Source organism: Nitrosospira sp. Nsp1, assembly GCF_900100985.1.
Lineage (GTDB): Bacteria > Pseudomonadota > Gammaproteobacteria > Burkholderiales > Nitrosomonadaceae > Nitrosospira.
Genome location: NZ_FMUF01000002.1, coordinates 214,853 through 233,594 on the forward strand (window position 1 = coordinate 214,853; position 18,742 = coordinate 233,594).

Annotated in this window: 16 protein-coding genes; 10 read left to right on the forward strand and 6 right to left on the reverse strand. The window is 52.2% G+C overall.

Translation table 11 applies throughout. The features are described 5' to 3' along the window. The first annotated feature begins 115 nt into the window (after positions 1-115). Complete coding sequence (gene dprA, locus BLP78_RS02080) at positions 116-1,198, forward strand: DNA-processing protein DprA (protein WP_090455961.1); 1,083 nt, start codon at positions 116-118, stop codon at positions 1,196-1,198. Between the two features lie 252 nt (positions 1,199-1,450). Next, positions 1,451-3,988, forward strand: coding sequence for a DNA topoisomerase III (locus BLP78_RS02085; RefSeq protein WP_090455963.1), 2,538 nt, complete (start codon positions 1,451-1,453; stop codon positions 3,986-3,988). Between the two features lie 116 nt (positions 3,989-4,104). Here BLP78_RS02085 and BLP78_RS02090 read toward each other — a convergent pair whose 3' ends face one another. The 3 genes from BLP78_RS02090 to BLP78_RS02100 form a co-directional block, all read right to left on the reverse strand. Continuing rightward, on the reverse strand, positions 4,105-4,356 hold the full coding sequence (locus tag BLP78_RS02090) for an acyl carrier protein (RefSeq protein ID WP_025041233.1): 252 nt from the start codon (positions 4,354-4,356) through the stop codon (positions 4,105-4,107). 17 nt (positions 4,357-4,373) lie between these two features. Then, positions 4,374-5,591: a beta-ketoacyl-ACP synthase II gene (gene fabF, locus BLP78_RS02095; RefSeq protein WP_090456030.1), complete on the reverse strand. Its 1,218-nt coding sequence runs from the start codon at positions 5,589-5,591 to the stop codon at positions 4,374-4,376. A 144-nt stretch (positions 5,592-5,735) separates the two neighbouring features. Beyond that, the gene (locus tag BLP78_RS02100; RefSeq protein WP_090455965.1) at positions 5,736-5,990 is read right to left on the reverse strand and encodes a hypothetical protein; all 255 of its coding nucleotides are present in this window, start codon (positions 5,988-5,990) and stop codon (positions 5,736-5,738) included. Between the two features lie 496 nt (positions 5,991-6,486). On the opposite strand from BLP78_RS02100, the gene BLP78_RS02105 reads away from it, so the two are divergent. The 7 genes from BLP78_RS02105 to BLP78_RS15880 all read left to right on the forward strand — a co-directional run bounded on the left by BLP78_RS02105 (position 6,487) and on the right by BLP78_RS15880 (position 14,350). Continuing rightward, positions 6,487-7,638 (forward strand): N-acetyltransferase, encoded by a 1,152-nt coding sequence (locus BLP78_RS02105; RefSeq protein WP_090455967.1) that lies wholly within the window; start codon positions 6,487-6,489, stop codon positions 7,636-7,638. Positions 7,639-7,684: 46 nt separating this feature from the next. Next, positions 7,685-8,524: a nucleotidyltransferase family protein gene (locus BLP78_RS02110; RefSeq protein ID WP_090456032.1), complete on the forward strand. Its 840-nt coding sequence runs from the start codon at positions 7,685-7,687 to the stop codon at positions 8,522-8,524. Positions 8,525-8,563: 39 nt separating this feature from the next. Further along, complete coding sequence (gene lptF / locus BLP78_RS02115; RefSeq protein ID WP_090455969.1) at positions 8,564-9,652, forward strand: LPS export ABC transporter permease LptF; 1,089 nt, start codon at positions 8,564-8,566, stop codon at positions 9,650-9,652. Next, positions 9,649-10,713 (forward strand): LPS export ABC transporter permease LptG, encoded by a 1,065-nt coding sequence (gene lptG / locus BLP78_RS02120; RefSeq protein WP_090455972.1) that lies wholly within the window; start codon positions 9,649-9,651, stop codon positions 10,711-10,713. Before lptF ends, lptG begins: the two co-directional genes overlap by 4 nt. A 446-nt stretch (positions 10,714-11,159) precedes the next feature. After that, positions 11,160-12,389 (forward strand): CDP-alcohol phosphatidyltransferase family protein, encoded by a 1,230-nt coding sequence (locus BLP78_RS02125; RefSeq protein ID WP_090455974.1) that lies wholly within the window; start codon positions 11,160-11,162, stop codon positions 12,387-12,389. Further along, the gene (locus BLP78_RS15875; RefSeq protein ID WP_256329960.1) at positions 12,364-13,377 is read left to right on the forward strand and encodes a diacylglycerol/lipid kinase family protein; all 1,014 of its coding nucleotides are present in this window, start codon (positions 12,364-12,366) and stop codon (positions 13,375-13,377) included. Before BLP78_RS02125 ends, BLP78_RS15875 begins: the two co-directional genes overlap by 26 nt. A 58-nt stretch (positions 13,378-13,435) precedes the next feature. Beyond that, positions 13,436-14,350 carry a hypothetical protein gene (locus tag BLP78_RS15880; protein ID WP_256329961.1) on the forward strand — a complete coding sequence of 305 codons (915 nt, stop codon included), beginning with the start codon at positions 13,436-13,438 and terminating at the stop codon, positions 14,348-14,350. 229 nt (positions 14,351-14,579) lie between these two features. Here BLP78_RS15880 and BLP78_RS02135 read toward each other — a convergent pair whose 3' ends face one another. The 3 genes from BLP78_RS02135 to BLP78_RS02145 all read right to left on the reverse strand — a co-directional run bounded on the left by BLP78_RS02135 (position 14,580) and on the right by BLP78_RS02145 (position 18,182). After that, positions 14,580-15,779, reverse strand: coding sequence for an acylneuraminate cytidylyltransferase (locus tag BLP78_RS02135; protein ID WP_090455976.1), 1,200 nt, complete (start codon positions 15,777-15,779; stop codon positions 14,580-14,582). Continuing rightward, positions 15,779-16,657 (reverse strand): N-acetylneuraminate synthase family protein, encoded by an 879-nt coding sequence (locus BLP78_RS02140; RefSeq protein WP_090455978.1) that lies wholly within the window; start codon positions 16,655-16,657, stop codon positions 15,779-15,781. Before BLP78_RS02140 ends, BLP78_RS02135 begins: the two co-directional genes overlap by 1 nt. Before the next feature lie 127 nt (positions 16,658-16,784). After that, on the reverse strand, positions 16,785-18,182 hold the full coding sequence (locus BLP78_RS02145) for a surface carbohydrate biosynthesis protein (RefSeq protein ID WP_090455980.1): 1,398 nt from the start codon (positions 18,180-18,182) through the stop codon (positions 16,785-16,787). Between the two features lie 175 nt (positions 18,183-18,357). Here BLP78_RS02145 and BLP78_RS02150 point away from each other — a divergent pair, with 175 nt between their 5' ends. Continuing rightward, a complete protein-coding gene (locus BLP78_RS02150; protein ID WP_143002867.1) occupies positions 18,358-18,609 on the forward strand; it encodes a hypothetical protein in 252 nt (83 codons plus the stop codon). Positions 18,610-18,742: the final 133 nt, after the last annotated feature.

An 18,742-nucleotide genomic window follows, 5' to 3' on the forward strand; every position in this document is an offset into this window, starting at 1 on the left:
CTCGTGCTTCGCCTGACCTCAATTAGTCATTGTTAACGCTCCGCCATGGTTTATTATTTAAATCTGCTATACAACGCAACGGTATCTCTGTCTTATTACGTTCAAAAATGATGAAATGAAACCCATGCAGGAAATAGAGTCATGGCTCGCCCTTGGATTGGTTGACGGCCTCGGCGGCGAATCGATGCGGCGCTTGTTGAGAGCGTTCAGTACTCCTGCTGAAATCTTTTCCGCAAATATCACCGCGCTGGAGCGCGTGGTAAAAAGAAAGGTGGCGTATAACATTGTTCAGGGGGTAGACCAAAAAAGAATAGCTGCCACCCTCAAATGGCTGGAGGAGCCAGCGAATTCGATTATTACACTGGCAGATCGCGATTATCCGTCGCTGCTGCTGAACATACCGGATCCTCCCCCGCTTCTCTATTTCAAGGGAAGGCGTGAATTGCTGAATTCGCATACCTTGGCCGTTGTGGGCAGCCGCAATGCGACGCCTCAAGGTCTTGCCAACGCCGAGGCTTTTGCCGAAGCGGCAAGTAACGCCGGTCTTTGCATTGCAAGCGGTATGGCATCCGGAGTGGACGCTGCGGCACACCGTGGCGGGCTACGTGGTAGCGCCGCTAGCATTGCGGTAGTGGGAACCGGCCTGGATATCGTGTATCCGGCCGGTAATCGCCAACTTGCTCATGAATTGGCGGAAAAGGGCGCACTTATTTCCGAGTTCCCGTTGGGCACGCCCGCCATAGGCAGCAACTTTCCGCGCCGCAATCGCATTATCAGCGGCATGAGCCGCGGCTGCCTCGTGGTGGAAGCTGCATTGCGAAGCGGTTCCCTCATTACCGCCAGACAGGCATTGGAGCAGGGTCGGGAGGTATTCGCCGTTCCCGGTTCGATTCATTCGCCCCTATCGAAAGGTTGTCACGCACTCATCAAGGAAGGGGCGAAACTGGTCGAAAGCGCCGACGATATTCTGTGCGAGCTCGGTTATCGGTTCATGCAGAGTGCCACGCTTGAAGCTGATCGACCGGAGGGCGAAGAATCGGTGCTATTGGCGCATCTCGGCCATGACATCACCAACATCGATACCTTGTGCGTTCGGAGTGGCTTGACGGTGGAAATGGTATCAGCGATGCTATTGGCGTTTGAATTGGATGGCGTTGTTGCAAGCCTGCCGGGCGGGCGCTACCAGCGGCTTCGGTAGATCGCCGCGACATGTGGCCATATAGTTATCTATAATAAAAAACAACTGAGCCGCAGACAATGCATACAATGTAAATAATTTGTAACGTCAGCAAAAATAGGCTGGTACCGGTGGCGGCAGGTGCGCTATCACGGTTCAGCTTCCTGCTATCCGGCAGGCTTTATTATCATGCGTGCTGATCGCAGCAGTGGCCCAGGGATTTATCCACCTGTTCGCACTGCTGAATTATTCGCGAATGTTCACTGGAGTTTCATGGGTAAAACATTAATTATCGCCGAAAAGCCTTCTGTCGCCGCCGACATTGCGCGTGTCCTGGGCGGGTTCAGCAAGCATACCGACTATTTCGAGAGCGATAAGTACGTGTTGTCTTCAGCTGTGGGGCACCTGCTTGAGCTGGCCGTTCCGGAGCAATACGAGGTAAAACGCGGAAAGTGGAGTTTTGCCAATTTGCCTATTATTCCGCCACATTTTGATCTCAATCCCATCGAGAAAACTGAATCGCGGCTGAAGCTCTTGACCAGGCTTATCAAGCGCAAAGATGTGGACTCCCTTATCAACGCATGCGACGCAGGACGCGAAGGGGAACTGATCTTCCATTACATTGCCCGTCACGCTGGAAACAAAAAACCGGTAAAGCGGCTTTGGTTGCAATCGATGACACCGGCCTCGATTCGGGAAGGGTTTACCAAATTACTCGACGATGAAGCCGTACAACCGCTGGCGGAGGCAGCAGTAAGCCGCTCCGAAGCCGACTGGCTGGTGGGCATCAATGGTACTCGCGCGATGACCGCATTCAATTCGCAGGAAGGCGGGTTTCATAAAACCACTGTAGGCCGGGTGCAGACGCCTACATTGGCAATTATCATCGAACGGGAAGATATCATAAAGAAATTCGTATCCCGCGATTATTGGGAGGTCCATGCCACGTTTGCCGCAAACGCGGGAGAATATAACGGGCGCTGGCTGGACGAGAAGTTTACCAAAGACAAAAAGGATAGTGAGCAAAAAGCCGAGCGGTTATGGGATCAGGAAAGTGCCGAGATTATCCGCGCCAAATGCCAGGGCAAACCCGGTGTCGTCAGCGAAGAAAGCAAGCCCACTACGGAAATCTGCCCGCTGCTGTATGATCTCACCAGCTTGCAGCGCGACGCCAACGGGCGCTTCGGTTTTTCTGCCAAAACAACACTTGGACTGGCTCAGGCGTTATACGAAAAGCATAAAGCGCTCACCTATCCGCGTACTGACTCGCGAGCGTTGCCGGAAGACTACGTCATGACCGTCAAGGATGTGCTCGGTTCGCTCGAGAAAACCCGCTATGGTATTTTTGCCAGGCAGATTCTCAAAGCGGACTGGGTGAAGCCCAACAAGCGAATATTCAACAACGCAAAGATTTCCGATCACTTCGCCATCATCCCGACTTCCCTCGAGCCCAGCGGGCTGAATGAAGCCGAAGCAAAGATTTACGACCTCGTCACCAAGCGTTTCCTCGCAATTTTTTTCCCCGCCGCCGAATTTCTCGTGACTACCCGCATTACGCGTGTCGAGAACGAGCCGTTCAAAACAGAGGGTAAGGTAATGGTCAATCCTGGTTGGCAGGCGGTTTACGGCAAAGACGTGCAAGCTGCCGGCGCCGAGGGTGACTCGACATTGGTTAAACTGAATCCGGGGGAAGCGGTTCTCGCCGAAGAAGTAAGGGTTGTTTCCAATCACACTCGGCCGCCGGCGAGATTCAATGAAGCGACGCTGCTGTCAGCCATGGAGGGTGCCGGTAAACTCGTGGAAGACGAGGAACTGCGAGAAGCCATGAGCGCAAAAGGCCTGGGTACGCCCGCAACCCGCGCATCGATCATAGAAGGTCTGGTATCGGAAAATTACATGCAGCGTGTGGGGCGGGAACTGCATCCCACGGCCAAGGCGTTTTCGTTGATCACCTTATTGCGTGGATTGAAGGTGCCGGAACTCACCTCACCGGAACTGACTGGCAATTGGGAATTCAAACTACGCCAGATCGAGCAGGGCAAACTCAAGCGTAACAATTTCATGGAAGAGATCGCGGGCATGACGAGCCATATCGTGGAACAGGCGAAGAGTCATCGCGGGGAAACCATCAGCGGCGACTTTTCCACGCTTGAATCGCCTTGTCCAAAATGCGGTGGTGTCGTACAGGAAACCTACAAAAAATTTCAGTGCCGGAAATGCGATTTTGCATTATGGAAAATTCTTGCGGGGCGGCAATTTGAAACAGCTGAAATGGAACAACTGATCACTCGGCGCGAGGTAGGTCCACTACAGGGGTTTCGAAGCAAGATGGGGCGGTTGTTCAATGCCAACGTCAAACTTACTGATGAGTTTGAAATGAAATTCGACTTTGGCGAGGATACGGAAGAGGATGCGGAGGAGCTTGATTTTACCGGACAGGAACCGCTGGGAAAATGCCCCCGCTGTGGCGGCAGGGTATTCGACCACGGGATGAGTTATGCATGCGAGAAGGCTTTGGGCTCGGCGCGCACTTGCAATTTCAAGACAGGTAAAATAATCCTCGCTCGCCCTATTGAACGCGAACAAGTCGTCAAGCTGTTGCACAGCGGTAAAACAGATTTGCTGTCAAAGTTCATTTCAAAGAAGGGAAGACCTTTTTCGGCTGACCTGGTCATTGGTGCGGGCGGAAAAGTGGGGTTCGAGTTTGAGCCGAGAAATACAAAGCAAAAAACCACGACACCCACTATGGAAGCAAAAATCGCAAAACCGAAAACCCGTGCCCGTTCGTCGAAAGATTCCCTCGCCGGGTAAAAGTGAGCTTTGGGATGTGGATAGGTGGATTTTGGCCCCGTCACGTACACCTACGCTTCGGTTTTCTCATTCGTCAGAGCGATTCTCCTAGCGGTCATACCCTGGGAGCGCCACCTTCAAGGCGCCGTAGCCTGGTGCTTTTCGATATAGGAAATAATATCTCCGACACTGCTGAATCCCTTTGCTTCCTCACTGTCGAAATTGATTCCGAAAGCATCTTCAGCATCGAATAAAAGCTGAATCGTATCCATGGAGTCAAGCCCGAGCTCTTCAAATTTCGAAGACCTGTTTATCGTGGATGCATCCAGATTCTCAGCTTTTGTAGCGATAAACTGTATGACCTTCGTTTCGATATCTGCTGTGTCCATCTAATCTCTTCCTTCGTTCACGGGTTTGTGAAAATGATGCTCGCATTGTTGCCCCCAAATCCGAAAGCATTGCATAGGCCGGTACGGGGGTTTCTTTGTTGTGCGCGGTTTGGCGTGTAATCGAGATCACACTCCGGATCGGCCTCGTCAAGATTGATGGTCGGATGTATCGTGCCGGTGTGAAGCGCCATGATGGTGGCAATGCTGCCGATAGCCGCCGAAGCGCCAATCGAATGCCCAACCATCGACTTGGTAGCGCTAATGGCAATATCCCCGGCCCGGTTTCCAAAAACATGTTTAATAGCCCGGGTTTCCACGATATCTCCAAGCGGGGTGGACGTCGCGTGCGCATTGATGTGGTCGATGGAATCGGGCTCCAGGCCGGCGTCCTGGATAGCCGCTTGCATGGTCGATATCTGACCCTCGATGTCGGGCATTACAATATGCTTGGCGTCGCACGCTTGCCCAAAACCAGCGAGTTGCGCGTATATTTTTGCCCCCCGGCGTATGGCCTGTTCTTCCCTCTCCAGAATGAGTATCCCGGCACCCTCGGACATGACGAAACCTGCCCGGCTTCTGGCGAAAGGCCGTGATGCGCCCTCCGGGTCGTTATTGGAACTGGTAGTTAACGCATGCAATATTTCAAAGCTCGTCATGGTCAACGGCAATACGCAGGCTTCCGCACCGCCGGCAACGACGGCGTCGGCTCTCCCGGCACGCAAGAGATCGAGTGCCATGCCGATCGCATTGGCTCCGGATGAGCACGCTGTGCTGCAAGTCAGATTGACTCCTTTCAGCCCATGTTTGATTGCGACCCACGCAGCCGCGGAGTTTGCCATCGTTCGAGGTACCGTGAAAGGAGGTACCGGCTGATTCTGGAACCTGCGCGTGGCAGAAGACTCAAACGTGCCGAACCCGCCCATTCCCGACCCTATGCTTACCGCCACCCGTTGTGGTGCATAGGTATCGAGTTTACCCGCATCTTCAAGAGCGAGATTGGCAGCGAGCAGCGCCAGTTGCGCAAATCTGTCCGTTTGATCTATGTATTTGGCCGAGAGAAAGGTCGCGGGATCAAAACCGGCCACTTCCCCGGCTATTTGCGAACGCTGCTTGGACGCATCGAAGGCGCTGATTCTTTTAATCCCGCTCACGCCATTGACCGCTGCCGACCAAAACTGGTCAGTGCCTATGCCAATCGGGGAAACAATCCCCATTCCCGTAACGACTATACGCATACGCAACCAGAATGACTCATAAAGAAATTCAGGAGCACCAGGTTTTTCCAAAAACCCGGGGCGGTAGGAAGACTTGTTTTGGCAGCGCTCAGCTTTTCCTGTCTGCTCGCCCCGGCATTCTTCAGCCCGAGCGTATATCCAGCCTTACTGTGCATTAAACATCATGGGAAACAGGTATCTCAATATGCCTCCCATGATCCAGATAAGAAGTATCAAACTTGAGATTACAGCCCCGCCTTCGATAAGTGCCGAAAGGAGCGTCCCTCCCAGGCTGTCGAATTCCTGCTGCCCATCTTCATTCCGCCGGCCCAGGCGGCGTTTTTTCACCCATATCTGCATTCCGATGACAACCGGAATAAGGGCGAGGGCAATTAGCAGATTATATTCAGGAGTACCCATTAATAATTAACCTTCCATAAATTATTGCTACAGAAATCTTCAGGTGGGTAGCGTTCCTTTCTGTCCATGCATCGGCAAAAACCGATGACGCATCAACAGCGCTTCTTTGACGCTGCTCGCCGGCTAATCAAGCTGTTGCCACAAATGATGGTAAATCCCATAATGGTAACGTTCGCTATTTATATCGCCTAACGACCCTATCCATAAACAGAGTCCATTATGTCTAATGCGTACTCCGCCACGCAGTAAATTATTGAAATCCGCGCTACGTTTCAAACCAGCAATTATAATATGATACGACATCAACGTGTCGAGTTAACGAATTTTTGCCTATCACCCAACTTTACACCACGCGCTGAGGTTCAGCGGATTTCATGCAAATACGGTTACAAACGAGAAGGGATATTGCCACACTCCGTGCAGATTGAATCAAATTTGTTTTCTCTTGGGCTGGACATTATTTTAGCGAACTACTCGCATCCGTCGACGCTATCTCATGGATGATTCCTCCCAGCCAGCCCGCCAGACGGTCACCGCCCATCCGGTTAAGAGTCGAAATGACATTGGCGTGTTTATTGATGTTCCCTGGCGCATTTACGCCGATGATCCCATGTGGGTGCCGCCATTGCGCCTGGAGCGACGGTTTCATTTCTCAAGATTCAACCCATTCTTCAAGCATGGTGAATGGCAGGCCTGGATCGCCTACCGGGATAACCAACCCGTGGGAAGGATCAGCGCGCAAATTGATCAGCTTCATCGGCAGCGCTATGGCCCGGAAACGGGTCATTTCGGATTGTTCGAGTGTATAGATGATGCGGAAGTGGCCACCGTATTGGTGCGTGCCGCTGAGGAATGGCTGGCTGCCCGGCATACCAGGCATGTAACCGGGCCGTTCAATTTATCCATTAATCAGGAATGCGGCGTCCTGGTGGATGGTTTCGATACGCCTCCAATGGTAATGATGCCGCATTCGCGCCGGTGGTATGGCCGGTTACTCGAAGAGCGGGGCTATCAACCGGTAAAGGATATGCTCGCCTACTGGGTGGAGGTGGACTTCAAGGTGCCCCGCTTGATGAGTGCCCTGATCGCAAAGTTTTCGGATCAGGTACGTTTGAGGCCGCTACGTCGCGACAGGTTTAACGAGGAAATGGAAATACTGCGTGATATATTCAACGATGCCTGGTCGGAAAACTGGGGATTCGTTCCTTTCACCAAGGCTGAGTTTGCCGAACTTGGTACCAGCCTTCGTCTGCTCGTACCCGATGATTGCATTCAGATTGCCGAGGTGGATGGCGTTCCATCCGCATTCATGGTGGCATTGCCGAATCTGAACGAAATTTTCGCCGAACTTGACGGAAGCCTGTTCCCGTTTGGCTGGGTCAAGCTGAGCCGGATAAAATCCAGGGGAGCGGTACGCACGGGCCGGATACCTTTGATGGGAGTACGCAAGCAGTTCCATAATACCCCGCTCGGCATGGCGCTGGCTTTTATGGTAATCGATGCGCCCAAGAAGCTGGCGCGCGCAGTGGGCGTTGAGGCGGTTGAATTGTCATGGGTACTCGAGGATAACAAACCCATGCGCGCGGTTCTGGATAGCTTGGGCTGCCGGCAGTATAAGCGTTATCGCATCTATGGAAAAACGCTGTGATCAACGCGCACGAACGCCAAATCGAACGCCAAATCAGGGATTCAAAATGAAAACGGATCAGTTTATCGCGCTGGTGCTGGCGGCGGACCGCGCTGCCAATGATCCCGTCGCGGGTAAAACCGGCGTGGCCTGCAAGGCAATAGCCCCCATTTGCGGCACGCCAATGATCATCCGCGTATTGGATGCGCTGGAAGCCAGCGATATGGTGAAAACAATCGTCATACTGGGTCCGCCGGCGTCGATTCTCCCCGACTGCCCGGAGTTGGAGGAACGCGTTAAAAGCGGGCGCGTTATCTGGCTACCGAATCTGGATTCTCCCAGTCGAAGCGCAAACAGCGGCCTCGAACAGATTGATCAGGATGCGCCTGTCTTGCTGACGACAGCGGATCACGCATTATTGACGCCCTCTATCGTGCAGTATTTTTTAAGCAAATCACTAACGTCACACAGTGATGCAACGGTAGGCGTGGTCAGGCATGAAGATGTCGCGGCCGCGTTTCCCGGCGTAAAACGAACCGTAATACGACTACAGGATGGCGGGGTCTGTGGTTGCAATCTTTATGCGTTTCTCAATCATCGGGGAAGGGGTCTGGTTTCGTTCTGGCAGCGTGCGGAAGATCTGCGCAAACGCCCGTGGTTACTGATCTCCCGCACTTTTGGGTTCATGACGGTCCTTTCCTATTTGCTGGGGATATTGACAGTTGATAAGGGATTGAAAGCGGTTTTAGCCAAAACCGGCATCAGAGTGCGACCGGTATTTTTGCCATACCCGCAGGCTGGCGTTGATGTCGATAAGGTTGAAGATATGCTGCTTGTGGAATCCGTTCTGGCGAGAGCGGCACCGCTTGCTCAAGAGCAGGCAGATTCGCATGACCTTATCTCCTAGCCTTAAAGGCTGTCTCATTACATAGCGGCAAAGAAATCCGTGAAGATAATCGATCGATACATCACGCGGGAATTGTTGATGCCGTTTACGGTAATAGCCGTAATCCTGTCGACATTGTTCTCGAGCTTCAGCAGTGCCAATTTTCTGGCCGGGGCAATGTCGGAGTCGCTCGGTGTTGGCGCCATGCTGAAGGTTGTGCTGCTTAAGACGGTGATCGCATTGGAAGTGTTGATGCCGATTTCCTTGTATGTCGCGGTAGTCATGGGGCTTGGGCGTTTATATAGAGATCAGGAAATCAGCGTCTTACGTTCCGCCGGTGTTAGCGAAAATCGCATAATCTTTGCCGTTCTTATCGTCGCCATTCCTGTGGGAATTGCCAGCGGGCTTCTTTCCATATTTGTGCGTCCATGGGCATATGAAGAAAGTTACATGATGAGCGCACAGGCAGAGGCGGAATTGAATATCGATCGATTCCAGGCTGGGCGTTTTTATGGGAGCGAGGGCAAAGGCAAGGGTAACGGCAGAGTGGTTTACATTCAAACCAAAGATGGCGCCGGTAAGCAAATGAAAGATGTATTCCACTACATGAATAAAGATGGAACCAGCGAAATTATAGTGGCCAAGGAGGCCTATCAGCAGGAGCCCATAGCGGGCCAACGGCCCCAGATACATTTGCTGGACGGTTCCATTTACCGGCTCATGCATTCAGGAACGAAGGACACCGTCGTCCACTTCGAGAAATTGGTCTATTTTACCGATAGTGGAAATATACTGAATTACAGACGAAAGGCGACGGCCACGGCCACATTGATGAAATCCGATCAGCCGCGTGACGTTGCCGAATTCCAATGGCGGATTTCACGTCCTATTGCTACGATTCTCCTGGCCCTTATCGCCGTGCCATTCAGCCGTAGTTCCCCTCGTCAGGGAAAAAGTGAAAGGTCTTTTTATGGCGCAGCCGCCGTTTTCGCGATCTACTATATCCTGAGTGGATTAGCCCAGACATGGGTCGAGCAGGGGACTATCAGCAGAGTACCCGGTGTCTGGTGGCTTTATATATTGATGGCCTTGTTTGCGTTCAGCCTGCTATCCACCGGGTTCCGGCAGAAGTTATTTCTGCGCAGATGACGATAATCAATCGCTATCTGGCGTTTCAGATTGTCATGGGTCTGGGAATCGCTACGGTGATACTCCTGCCGCTATTTGGTTTTCTCGACTTGCTTGATCAGCTTGGTGATGTCGGCAAGGGCACCTATCAGGTCAAGGACGCCTTCCTGAATACGGCGTTACTATTGCCGCGCAGATTTATCCAGCTTGCGCCTTTCATCGTGTTGCTGGGTAATGTTGTCGCATTGGGTCGGCTGGCGGTCGGGTCAGAGTTGACAGCGTTGCGCGTGGCAGGTCTATCTCCGACCCGTATCAGCCTTGCTCCACTTGCGGTTGGGCTGATCCTTTTATTGGTTACCATGGTACTGGATCAATTTGTTGCTCCCCAATTGCAGCAGAAGGCTATTTCGTCTCGGGCCGTTGCGCTTGAGAAGAGCGCCGCGCTTGGGAAGCAACTGGGTATCTGGACCCGGGACAAACGAAATATATTGCGTATCGGTGAGATGCTGCATGCGGGGAAAGCAGCAGATGTCGAGCTAATGCATTTTGACGATAATGGCCTTCTGCTGACCTATACCTACGCTAAATATGCAGTTTTCATCGACGGCGATCTGTGGGAATTTAACGACGTTACCACTAAAACGTTTACCGAAAACCGGATAGAATCCGCAAGCACGAATTCGATGCAGTGGAAATCATTCCTGAATCCGGATGATATTTCGACGCTGACGAAGCCTCCGGAGAGTCTCTCGCCGATCGATCTGTTTCTGCATGTCCGTTTTTTACGCGCCACCGGTCAAGAAGCGGATGCTTATGCACTTGCCTTATGGCGAAAGGTCGGCGGCGCATTGACGACAATTGCAATGTTACTGCTTTCGATACCGTTTGTTTTCGGATCGGTACGGGCCGGCCTTGCCAACAGGCTCGTCGTTGCGTCCATGCTCGGTATCAGCGTCTACCTGTTTGATCAGATTATTGCCAATGCGGGTTTGCTGCTGCACCTGAACCCGGCGCTAACCGCGCTATTGCCCGGGTTGGTGCTGATCGCTCTTGCGAGTTTCTGGTTGCGGCGGATTTTTTAGGGTTTCTTGCTTATTTTCCGCCATTAGGTTACAAGACCGCATCCATTTCTGATCATCTTCGTCGTGTTACCGATACTGCAATCTGCGCAATTTCCCAAGCCAAACAAATACGAAGGAATTCTGAACAAGTCCCTCTTGGGCGCGAGGATGTCTCAGTGGCATCGTGAGAATGTCATCTTCAGGCAAAAGACGTAAATAGTGCCAGCTTGCCTCGCTTGGAGCCTGATGAAGCAGACCGACCCCTATCCCATTGCACTGCTCTTCCTTCGGGTTTCGGTATCGGGCGTTCATTGCGCTTCACGTCCGGGCTTCTCAGGCCGATCCGCGGCCTTCATGTTCCTTTACGCCCTTTCCAGTTTTGGCCAGCTCGATTGCCACCCAAGCGCTCCGTAGAGGCTGTTCAAAATTTCTAAAACCAGACCACAATCAGACAAACAACCCGAAATATGCCAAAGTCAGTTTACATCTATATCGTCGGCGATAGTGAGACGAATATCTGGGGTTTGAGCGGCCGCGAGCGCTTGCAGCGCATGTTGAAGCCCTCTCCGCAGGCCCGGTTGGTCGATGACCCCGAGCAGATTCCGGTGCATGCATCGGCATTGTTGCTTCGTGCGGATCATCTATTCGATGCCCGAGTATTGGCGGCGTTGATTAACGCAAAAACAAACCTTGTGCTCGGAAGCAACCAGGGTCAACCCGTCGCGATCCGGGTTATCGAGGGTGATGTGCATCATGTACTGGCGGATTTTGTGGATGGAGGAGATGGGCAAACCTTTTCCGACTTTCCTCTTTATGCGCTGAAGGACCTCGATTTATCAAGCCTCCGGCAAAATCTCAAGAAAAGAGACCCTCCGTACGTTTTCCCTATCAACAATGATAACCGGCAAATGCTCGAATCCGAACTGTTTACGCGATCTTACAAGGGGGTGACCGATCTCGTGACAAAATGGCTCTGGCCGGTTCCCGCATTCTGGACTGTACGCTTTTGCGTACGCTTCGGTATACGGCCCAATCACGTTACGCTGCTCAGTCTTGTGTTTGCCGTACTGGCAGGCGTTGCGTTCTGGCATGGTTATTATGGTTCGGGTCTGGTGATGGGATGGCTGATGACCTTTCTGGACACCGTCGACGGAAAATTGGCGCGAGTCACTGTCACCTCAAGCCGCTTGGGAGATGTGCTCGATCACGGCCTGGATATCATTCATCCGCCGCTCTGGTATATTGCCTGGGGTGTGGGGTTGGCGACGGCGTTAACGCCGCCATTCACCCTGGCGGTATTGTTCTGGTTGATACTTATCGGTTATATTGGCGGCCGCTTGTGTGAAGGGGCATTCCAATTCTGGGTTGGGTCATTTGATATCTTCATCTGGCGACCGCTGGATTCTTTTAGCCGGCTCATCACTGCCCGGCGTAATCCCAACCTCATCCTGCTGACGTTCGGCTGGCTCATGGACAGGCCTGATATTGGCCTCTGGTCAGTGGTCATCTGGCATCTGGCCTCAACGGCGTTTCTTGCTCTCCGATTAATGATGGGTTGGCAAGCGCGGCGGCTTCACGGTCCTTTGCGATCATGGTTTGAGGAAATCGTGCCGGGTCGGGATGATGGAAAACTTGCTGTTCGTATTTTTGTACCTTTAACGGTTAAGGTAAATGATAGAAAAGTCACGCATGGATAGATTGAGGTCTGGAGCACCTGCGACCGGGTTGCTTTTCAATCCTCTTAGCGGACGTATTCGCAAACGCAAAGATGCGATAAGGCGAGCGCTCACGGCGATTCCGGGCGCTGTCTGCAGAGAAGTGACCAATGCACCGGAGATTAACGCATCGGTGGATGCCTTTATAGATGCCGGTATCGATTTGCTGGTAATCGTTGGCGGAGACGGTACGGTACAGGGCGTGTTATGTCACCTGTTTGCCACGCAACCCCTCGCAAAATGGCCCATGTTGACGGTAGTGCCAGGGGGAACAACCAACATGACAGCTTTGGATCTGGGCATCTGCGGCAGCCCGGAGTCCATTCTTCAGCAGTTGCGGGATTATCTGCTGAAGCAGACCCCCCCTTTGCTGCTGGAGCGCCATGTACTGTGCATTGAACAAAGCGGGGCGGCAAAGGTTTATGGAATGTTCTTCGGTGTCGGGCTTATTGCCCGGGCAGTAATATTCTCCCAGAGCAAAATAAAACAATTGGGTATCACTGGAGAAATTTATTCAGCTATCATCACCGTTGGATACATTATCGGTTTGATTTTAGGGCGGCGGCACGGAGCTTGGGCACCGGTTCAGTTGTCAATTATCGACAAGGGTATTGAGTTGCACCGCGGCACCTTCGCGTTTCTCTTCGCAAGTACCCTCGATCGATTGCTGTTCGGCATGCGTCCGTACTGGGGACAAGAGCAGGAACCGTTGCATGTGACGTTTGTCCGTCAGAAGTCGAAGCGCCCCTTACGCTCATTGTTTCAATTACTTTCGGGTCGCGGAGACCTCCTCAAGGAAAAAGACGGCTATCACAGTTGTAATACCAGAGTGTTGGAACTGCGGATGGATGACGTTTATATCGTCGATGGCGAATCCTACCGTGCGACGAGTCAAGATGGACCGCTGCGTATTACCGCAGCGGGTCCGATCAGCTTTTTGGTAGCGAATAGCGCAAACGCAGACTCATGATATGACAAGCAACACCTCAGTATCTGATCGGCAGCTCCCGGACGACTTGATCTCAGAGATGGCCTCGCTGAGTTCAAAAGTTGTATCGGCGGATTTTCTTATCCTCGTCGAGGCGTTGAAAACCCGCTTCGGGTCATCGCTGGAAGCGGTGCTTCTTTATGGATCTTGCCTGCGTTCCCACGAGATTGGTGATGGGGTGGTGGATTTCTACGCTGTAGTGAACAGCTACAGCGAAGCTTATCCAGAGCATTACTTGGCCGTTCTAAATGCCTGGTTGCCGCCAAACGTATTTTTTCTCGAGGCGTCTGCGCAGGAAAGGAAGTTCCGCGCCAAGTATGCCGTGGTTTCGATGGCAGATTTTGAGAAAGGCACCCAACACTGGTTTCACCCCTATCTATGGGCGCGTTTTGCTCAGCCCTCCCGATTGCTGTATGCACGTGACGAAACGGTTCGCATGCGGGTCAATCGAGCGCTGGCCCATGCGGTGATAACATTTCTCGAAGCCAGCCTTCCGTTGCTGGAGTCGCCGGCAGTGAGCGCCGAGGCAATCTGGACCAACGGATTGACCCAGACCTATGCGGCGGAATTGCGGCCTGAGCGGTCGACGCGCGCCCGCCAGCTCGTGGAGCTCAACCTGGATGACTACGCACGCTTGACCCGATGCGCCGTATCGGCATTAGCGGAAACGCTAGAGGTACTGCCGGACGGGAATTATCGATGTTTAACGGGGGCGGCAGAGCGGCGCGGCTCATTATGGCGTTGGCGATTACGCCGCTGGCAGGGGAAAATCCTGTCTGTACTGCGACTTTCAAAGGCGGCATTCACTTTCCACGACAGCATCAATTATGCCGCCTGGAAAATAGAGCGTCACACCGGGGTCCGTGTCGAGGTAACCCCCTTGTTGCGGCGCCATCCGTTGCTTTGGGGCCTGAAGGTTTCATGGAGACTGTTGCGGCGAGGCGTAATGCGTTAGCCTCGCTCAAGCGTCGACGCCGGGATTGGGCCTTATATGGACGAGTCAGAGATCATCCCAGATAATCCATTAGGACGCGAGATGATGGCGAGGCAGGTTGCGAGACAGTTTTGCCGGTTGAGAGAAGTCCATAGCTTGCTATGGACGCCGAGCAAGCGGCGAAAATGGCCGCAAACTGACCGCCAGCACTCGCGTAGGCTTGCAGAGCCGCCTAATGAATTATCTGGGATCATGAGTATGCCTCTGCTTCAGCAGGTCTGTAAGGTATCGTTTCGCTTGATTGAAGAATCAGATCGCAAACTTCGCGGACCGCACCATGGCCGCCAGAGTGCTTACAAACGTAGTGAACTTGCCGCAGAATTTCCGGAACGGCATCCGCTGGGCAAAAAGCACTACCCACCCGGCTCAAACACTTCAGATCGGTGAGGTCGTCGCCGATGTAGCCGATATTTTGCAGGGAAATGCCCCAGCGTTGTGCCAACTCCAGGAGAAGCGGGAGTTTATTCTGTACACCTGGATAATATTCATCAATGCGCAGTTTCTTCATTCTGGCTGCGACGGCAGGGCTATCCTCGCTGCTGATAACGCACACGCTGATCCCGTTTTCACGCAACAACTGCAAGCCATGGGCATCGCGCGTATTGAATTTCTTCAGTGTTTCACCGGCGGGTCCATAATACATTCCAGCGTCGGTCAGTGTACCGTCTACATCAAGCACCAACACTTTAACCTGTGAGGCGCGAGCTCTCCCCGATATCCGGTTTTGTTTCAACAAAAGCTGCTCTACAGCCGTCCAGGCTGCTTCATCGATCACCTCGATTGCAGTCTCAGCAGCCATTTCATGGATGCCGATGTGGCCACCTAAACGGCAGCCGTGATCTCTGAGCGATTTCGCCCCCGTTAGATAGAAAGCGCCATTTTCCACCAGATACCCTTCAATATTTTTGGGCACAGGGCGTTTCCGGGGGTCATGGTCAACCGGCGCACCTGCCGGGGTCCAAAAGAAGCGTTTGGACTGCACGGCGGTTAGAAGGGAATCCAGGTTTTCAGAGAGAAATTTATGCTTGGCGGCGCGAAAGTCTTCCGCCCGCGTGAGGGGCGAAGCGGCCTGAACCAGACATACGACATCAAAAGGAATCTTCTGTTGAAACTCAAGCAGCACGCTGTCCATGCTGCCGTCATCCTCCGCAGCGGAGTAATCCAGAACCTTTATCGTCTTATCAGACGCCGGAAATTCATCGGATATTTTTTTGCGAATCTCCACCGATGAGTCAGTAATGACATAAATAGTGTCGAAACACCCGGATGCAATGGCCTGCTCCAGGATCCAGGCGAATAACGGCCGTCCCGCAATATGGCGCGTAGCATTTCCGAGAATCGGGATCGATTCGAAATTTCCATGCAGAGGCAGGAGAGCTACCCAACGCATCAGTTGAAGTGAACTCCCTGCACGCGTTTGAGCTTGTCGCGCTGCGAAAGCTCGATTTCTGTCATTTCATTTTCCTTGACCCGTAATGTCTTGCAGACGTTGCGAACATCCCGAACCAACCTGCGCAGCCCGTCCGGTTCCAGCGAGGCGGCATGGTCGGTTCCCTTCCAGGTCCGATCCAATGTGAAATGCCGTTCAATCCAGGATGCGCCTAAAACCACGGTTGCAATATCGACGGCGATGCCAAGATGGTGACCGGAGAACCCGATTTCCTTGACGCGGGAGCCAAATTTATCGCTGAGGATCTGTATCTCCAGCAGGCAGACCTGATCAAAAGGAACGGGATATCCGGACGTGCAGGCATACAGAACAACTCGGTCGGCGGCGCCGCACTTCTCCATCAATTGCACGATCTGTTCTTGTTCAGCAGGGGTCGTCATGCCGACGGATATGTGAATGTCACCGCCATAATGGTCAGCCAGATACCGCAGCATGGGAAAATTGAGATTACATGCCGAGGGTATCTTGATGAATTCCGGGTTGAGGCTGGCAATTTCTTTTGCCGAGGTAAGATCCCAGACCGACGTCGAGTAGCCGATCTCGGCCTCCTGGCACCATTGCTGTAATTGCCGATGCTGATCCATGTCGAATTCGAGAAATTCACGGTGCGCGCCATAGCTTTCCCCAAAACTGTTTTGGGGGTTCGGATGACGTGCGCCATATTCTTCAGGGGTAAGTAATTCCTTGTTCGAACGCTTTTGAAATTTTACGAAATCGCATTTCGCAAATGTTGCCGCGATCCCTATCATTTCGTGGGCGATCTCCATGTCCCCCTTATGATTGCAGCCTATTTCAGCAATGATTTTTGGTGTCTTCATAAATGATTTACGATTATCCTTTGATTACAGGTGAAATGAATATAAAACCCGAGCCCATCTTTGGCGAGTGCCACGGATTCGGAAAGCTTTTTTGGAAAGAGATTGTGAGGTTTAATTCGAAGATTTGCTAACCCTGGATTCTGAACAGGTGTCTTGAATGTTGTTTGACTCTGATATTGCCGAAACGATTCAATAAGCGGCCAAAACGCGCGATCTTCTGCTCGATCTCCGCGAGCGGGATCTCGGGGAAACGATGGTCATGGTACGAAAGCCGGTTGGGGCCAGGACGACGCATGTTCAAGTTTGTGACCGAAGCCTTTAACTTGGCAAGCGCCCAGCCCTGAACAAACGTTCCGACCGGGGGTGAGGGTGGCTGCTTTTTACCATAGCCATTTTCCTCAAGGATATCGACGATTCGCTCGCAAGCCAAACGCCCATTTTGAGCCGCCAGGTAATAATCGATGAGTGCCTTGCGTTCCTCACCTCTCGCGACGCCCAGTTTACCTTCAAGAATTCCGGTCAAGGTATGCTGCAATTCTTCAAAATTGAAGGACTGATAGCTTAGCTTGGTGGGCAGGCCCTGAAATTCATAGTCATAATACTCGTTGAATGTCGCAAGGTAAGATATAGCGGGCACCCCAAGCGCATAAGCCTCCAGTCCCGTCGTGCAACCATTGTGCACCATTGTCTTCGCAGCCAGAAGCCAGGGGATGACATTGCCCTCATTGATGACTTTCACTCGCCGGCACTTGGCAGCGATCTCATTGTATACCTTGAAATTTTCACTCGGATGTGGCCGGACGACAATCGTCAGATCAGGAAAAGCCCGTTCGAGAGCGGGAATGAGTTGTTTGAAATCCTCCAGTATTGCCTGCTTATGATCCCATAATCCATCGGCAAATTCGCGGCTCATTCCAATCCCGGCCTGGCCGCGCCGGGATTTCTGCCCATCTTTCGACGGCACAAATAAACCAACATTCGGAATGAAGGGGTTTACCTCAGTAAAGTTTGTGTTGATGAGAATGAAATTACCGTAAAGTTTACGCAATTTCTCTACTTCTGTATCGAAGTAGGGTCGCATTTCGGGCCGTAATATATCCCCACGAGGATTTCCGGTAATATGGATAGGCATATTTGCAGGCAGTTGCGGATACTGCTGAAGCAAATCGACATTTTCCTGGCCCCAGGCAAATATGTGGGATACATTCCTGATTGTCGACGGAGACAGTCGAAGGGTGAAATAGGTGTCGGGGGGCGGGTGAACCAGCGCCTCTTCTTCCCATGCGACGATCTCATGTCCGAGCAAACGCAGGATTCTGAACATCGAATTGCTCAGGCTGCGCATGCTTTTCGCCAGATACACCCCCCGTGGAAGCGACGCCGCCTCAAAATGGACAAACGCACGCGAACCGAGAATAACCGGAAAACCGCGCTCTGCCGCTACGCAGGACAGCAGTAGCTTTGCGTCCAGTTCACGTACCTGATTTTCAACGGGAATAATAAGGGTCGAGGCGGAATTTGGCATATTTCAAAAATACAGGTCAGCAAGTCCAAACTATCTATTATCGCATTGACGCAGGATGCAGGGTACATCATTCGTACGTAAACGAAGCGCACACAGTACGCTAAGGCCACGCTGGTTATAAAGATGGAAAGATATTGTGTACCGTCGCAAAAATCGATTCGATCGGATTCATGATTTGTGTCGTCTTCATTGGATCGCATTAAGCCGTAAAGTCATCAATACTCTTGAGTTTGGCAGTGGCTACAGCACAGCAATCCTCGCTGACGCGATGCGCACACTTAACGGGCACTTTGGCGAGTGGGTAAAGAAATCTATACGTAGCGACAATCCATTTCACTGTATGCGGTTGAAGAGGACCAGTATTTTTGTTCTTGAACCGGGCACGTTTATTCTGGTGGATGGTGGAACCGATAATGCCCGTTTTTGAAATTCTATCTGCGTCGAAACTGGATCTATCCACGCGACCCGATTGGGATATTCATTATTTTGAATTACAGGAAGAATCGCTCGGGCTCTTTAATAAGTTGAAGCTCGAGTTTTGTTTGAAGGGAAGCTGGTTT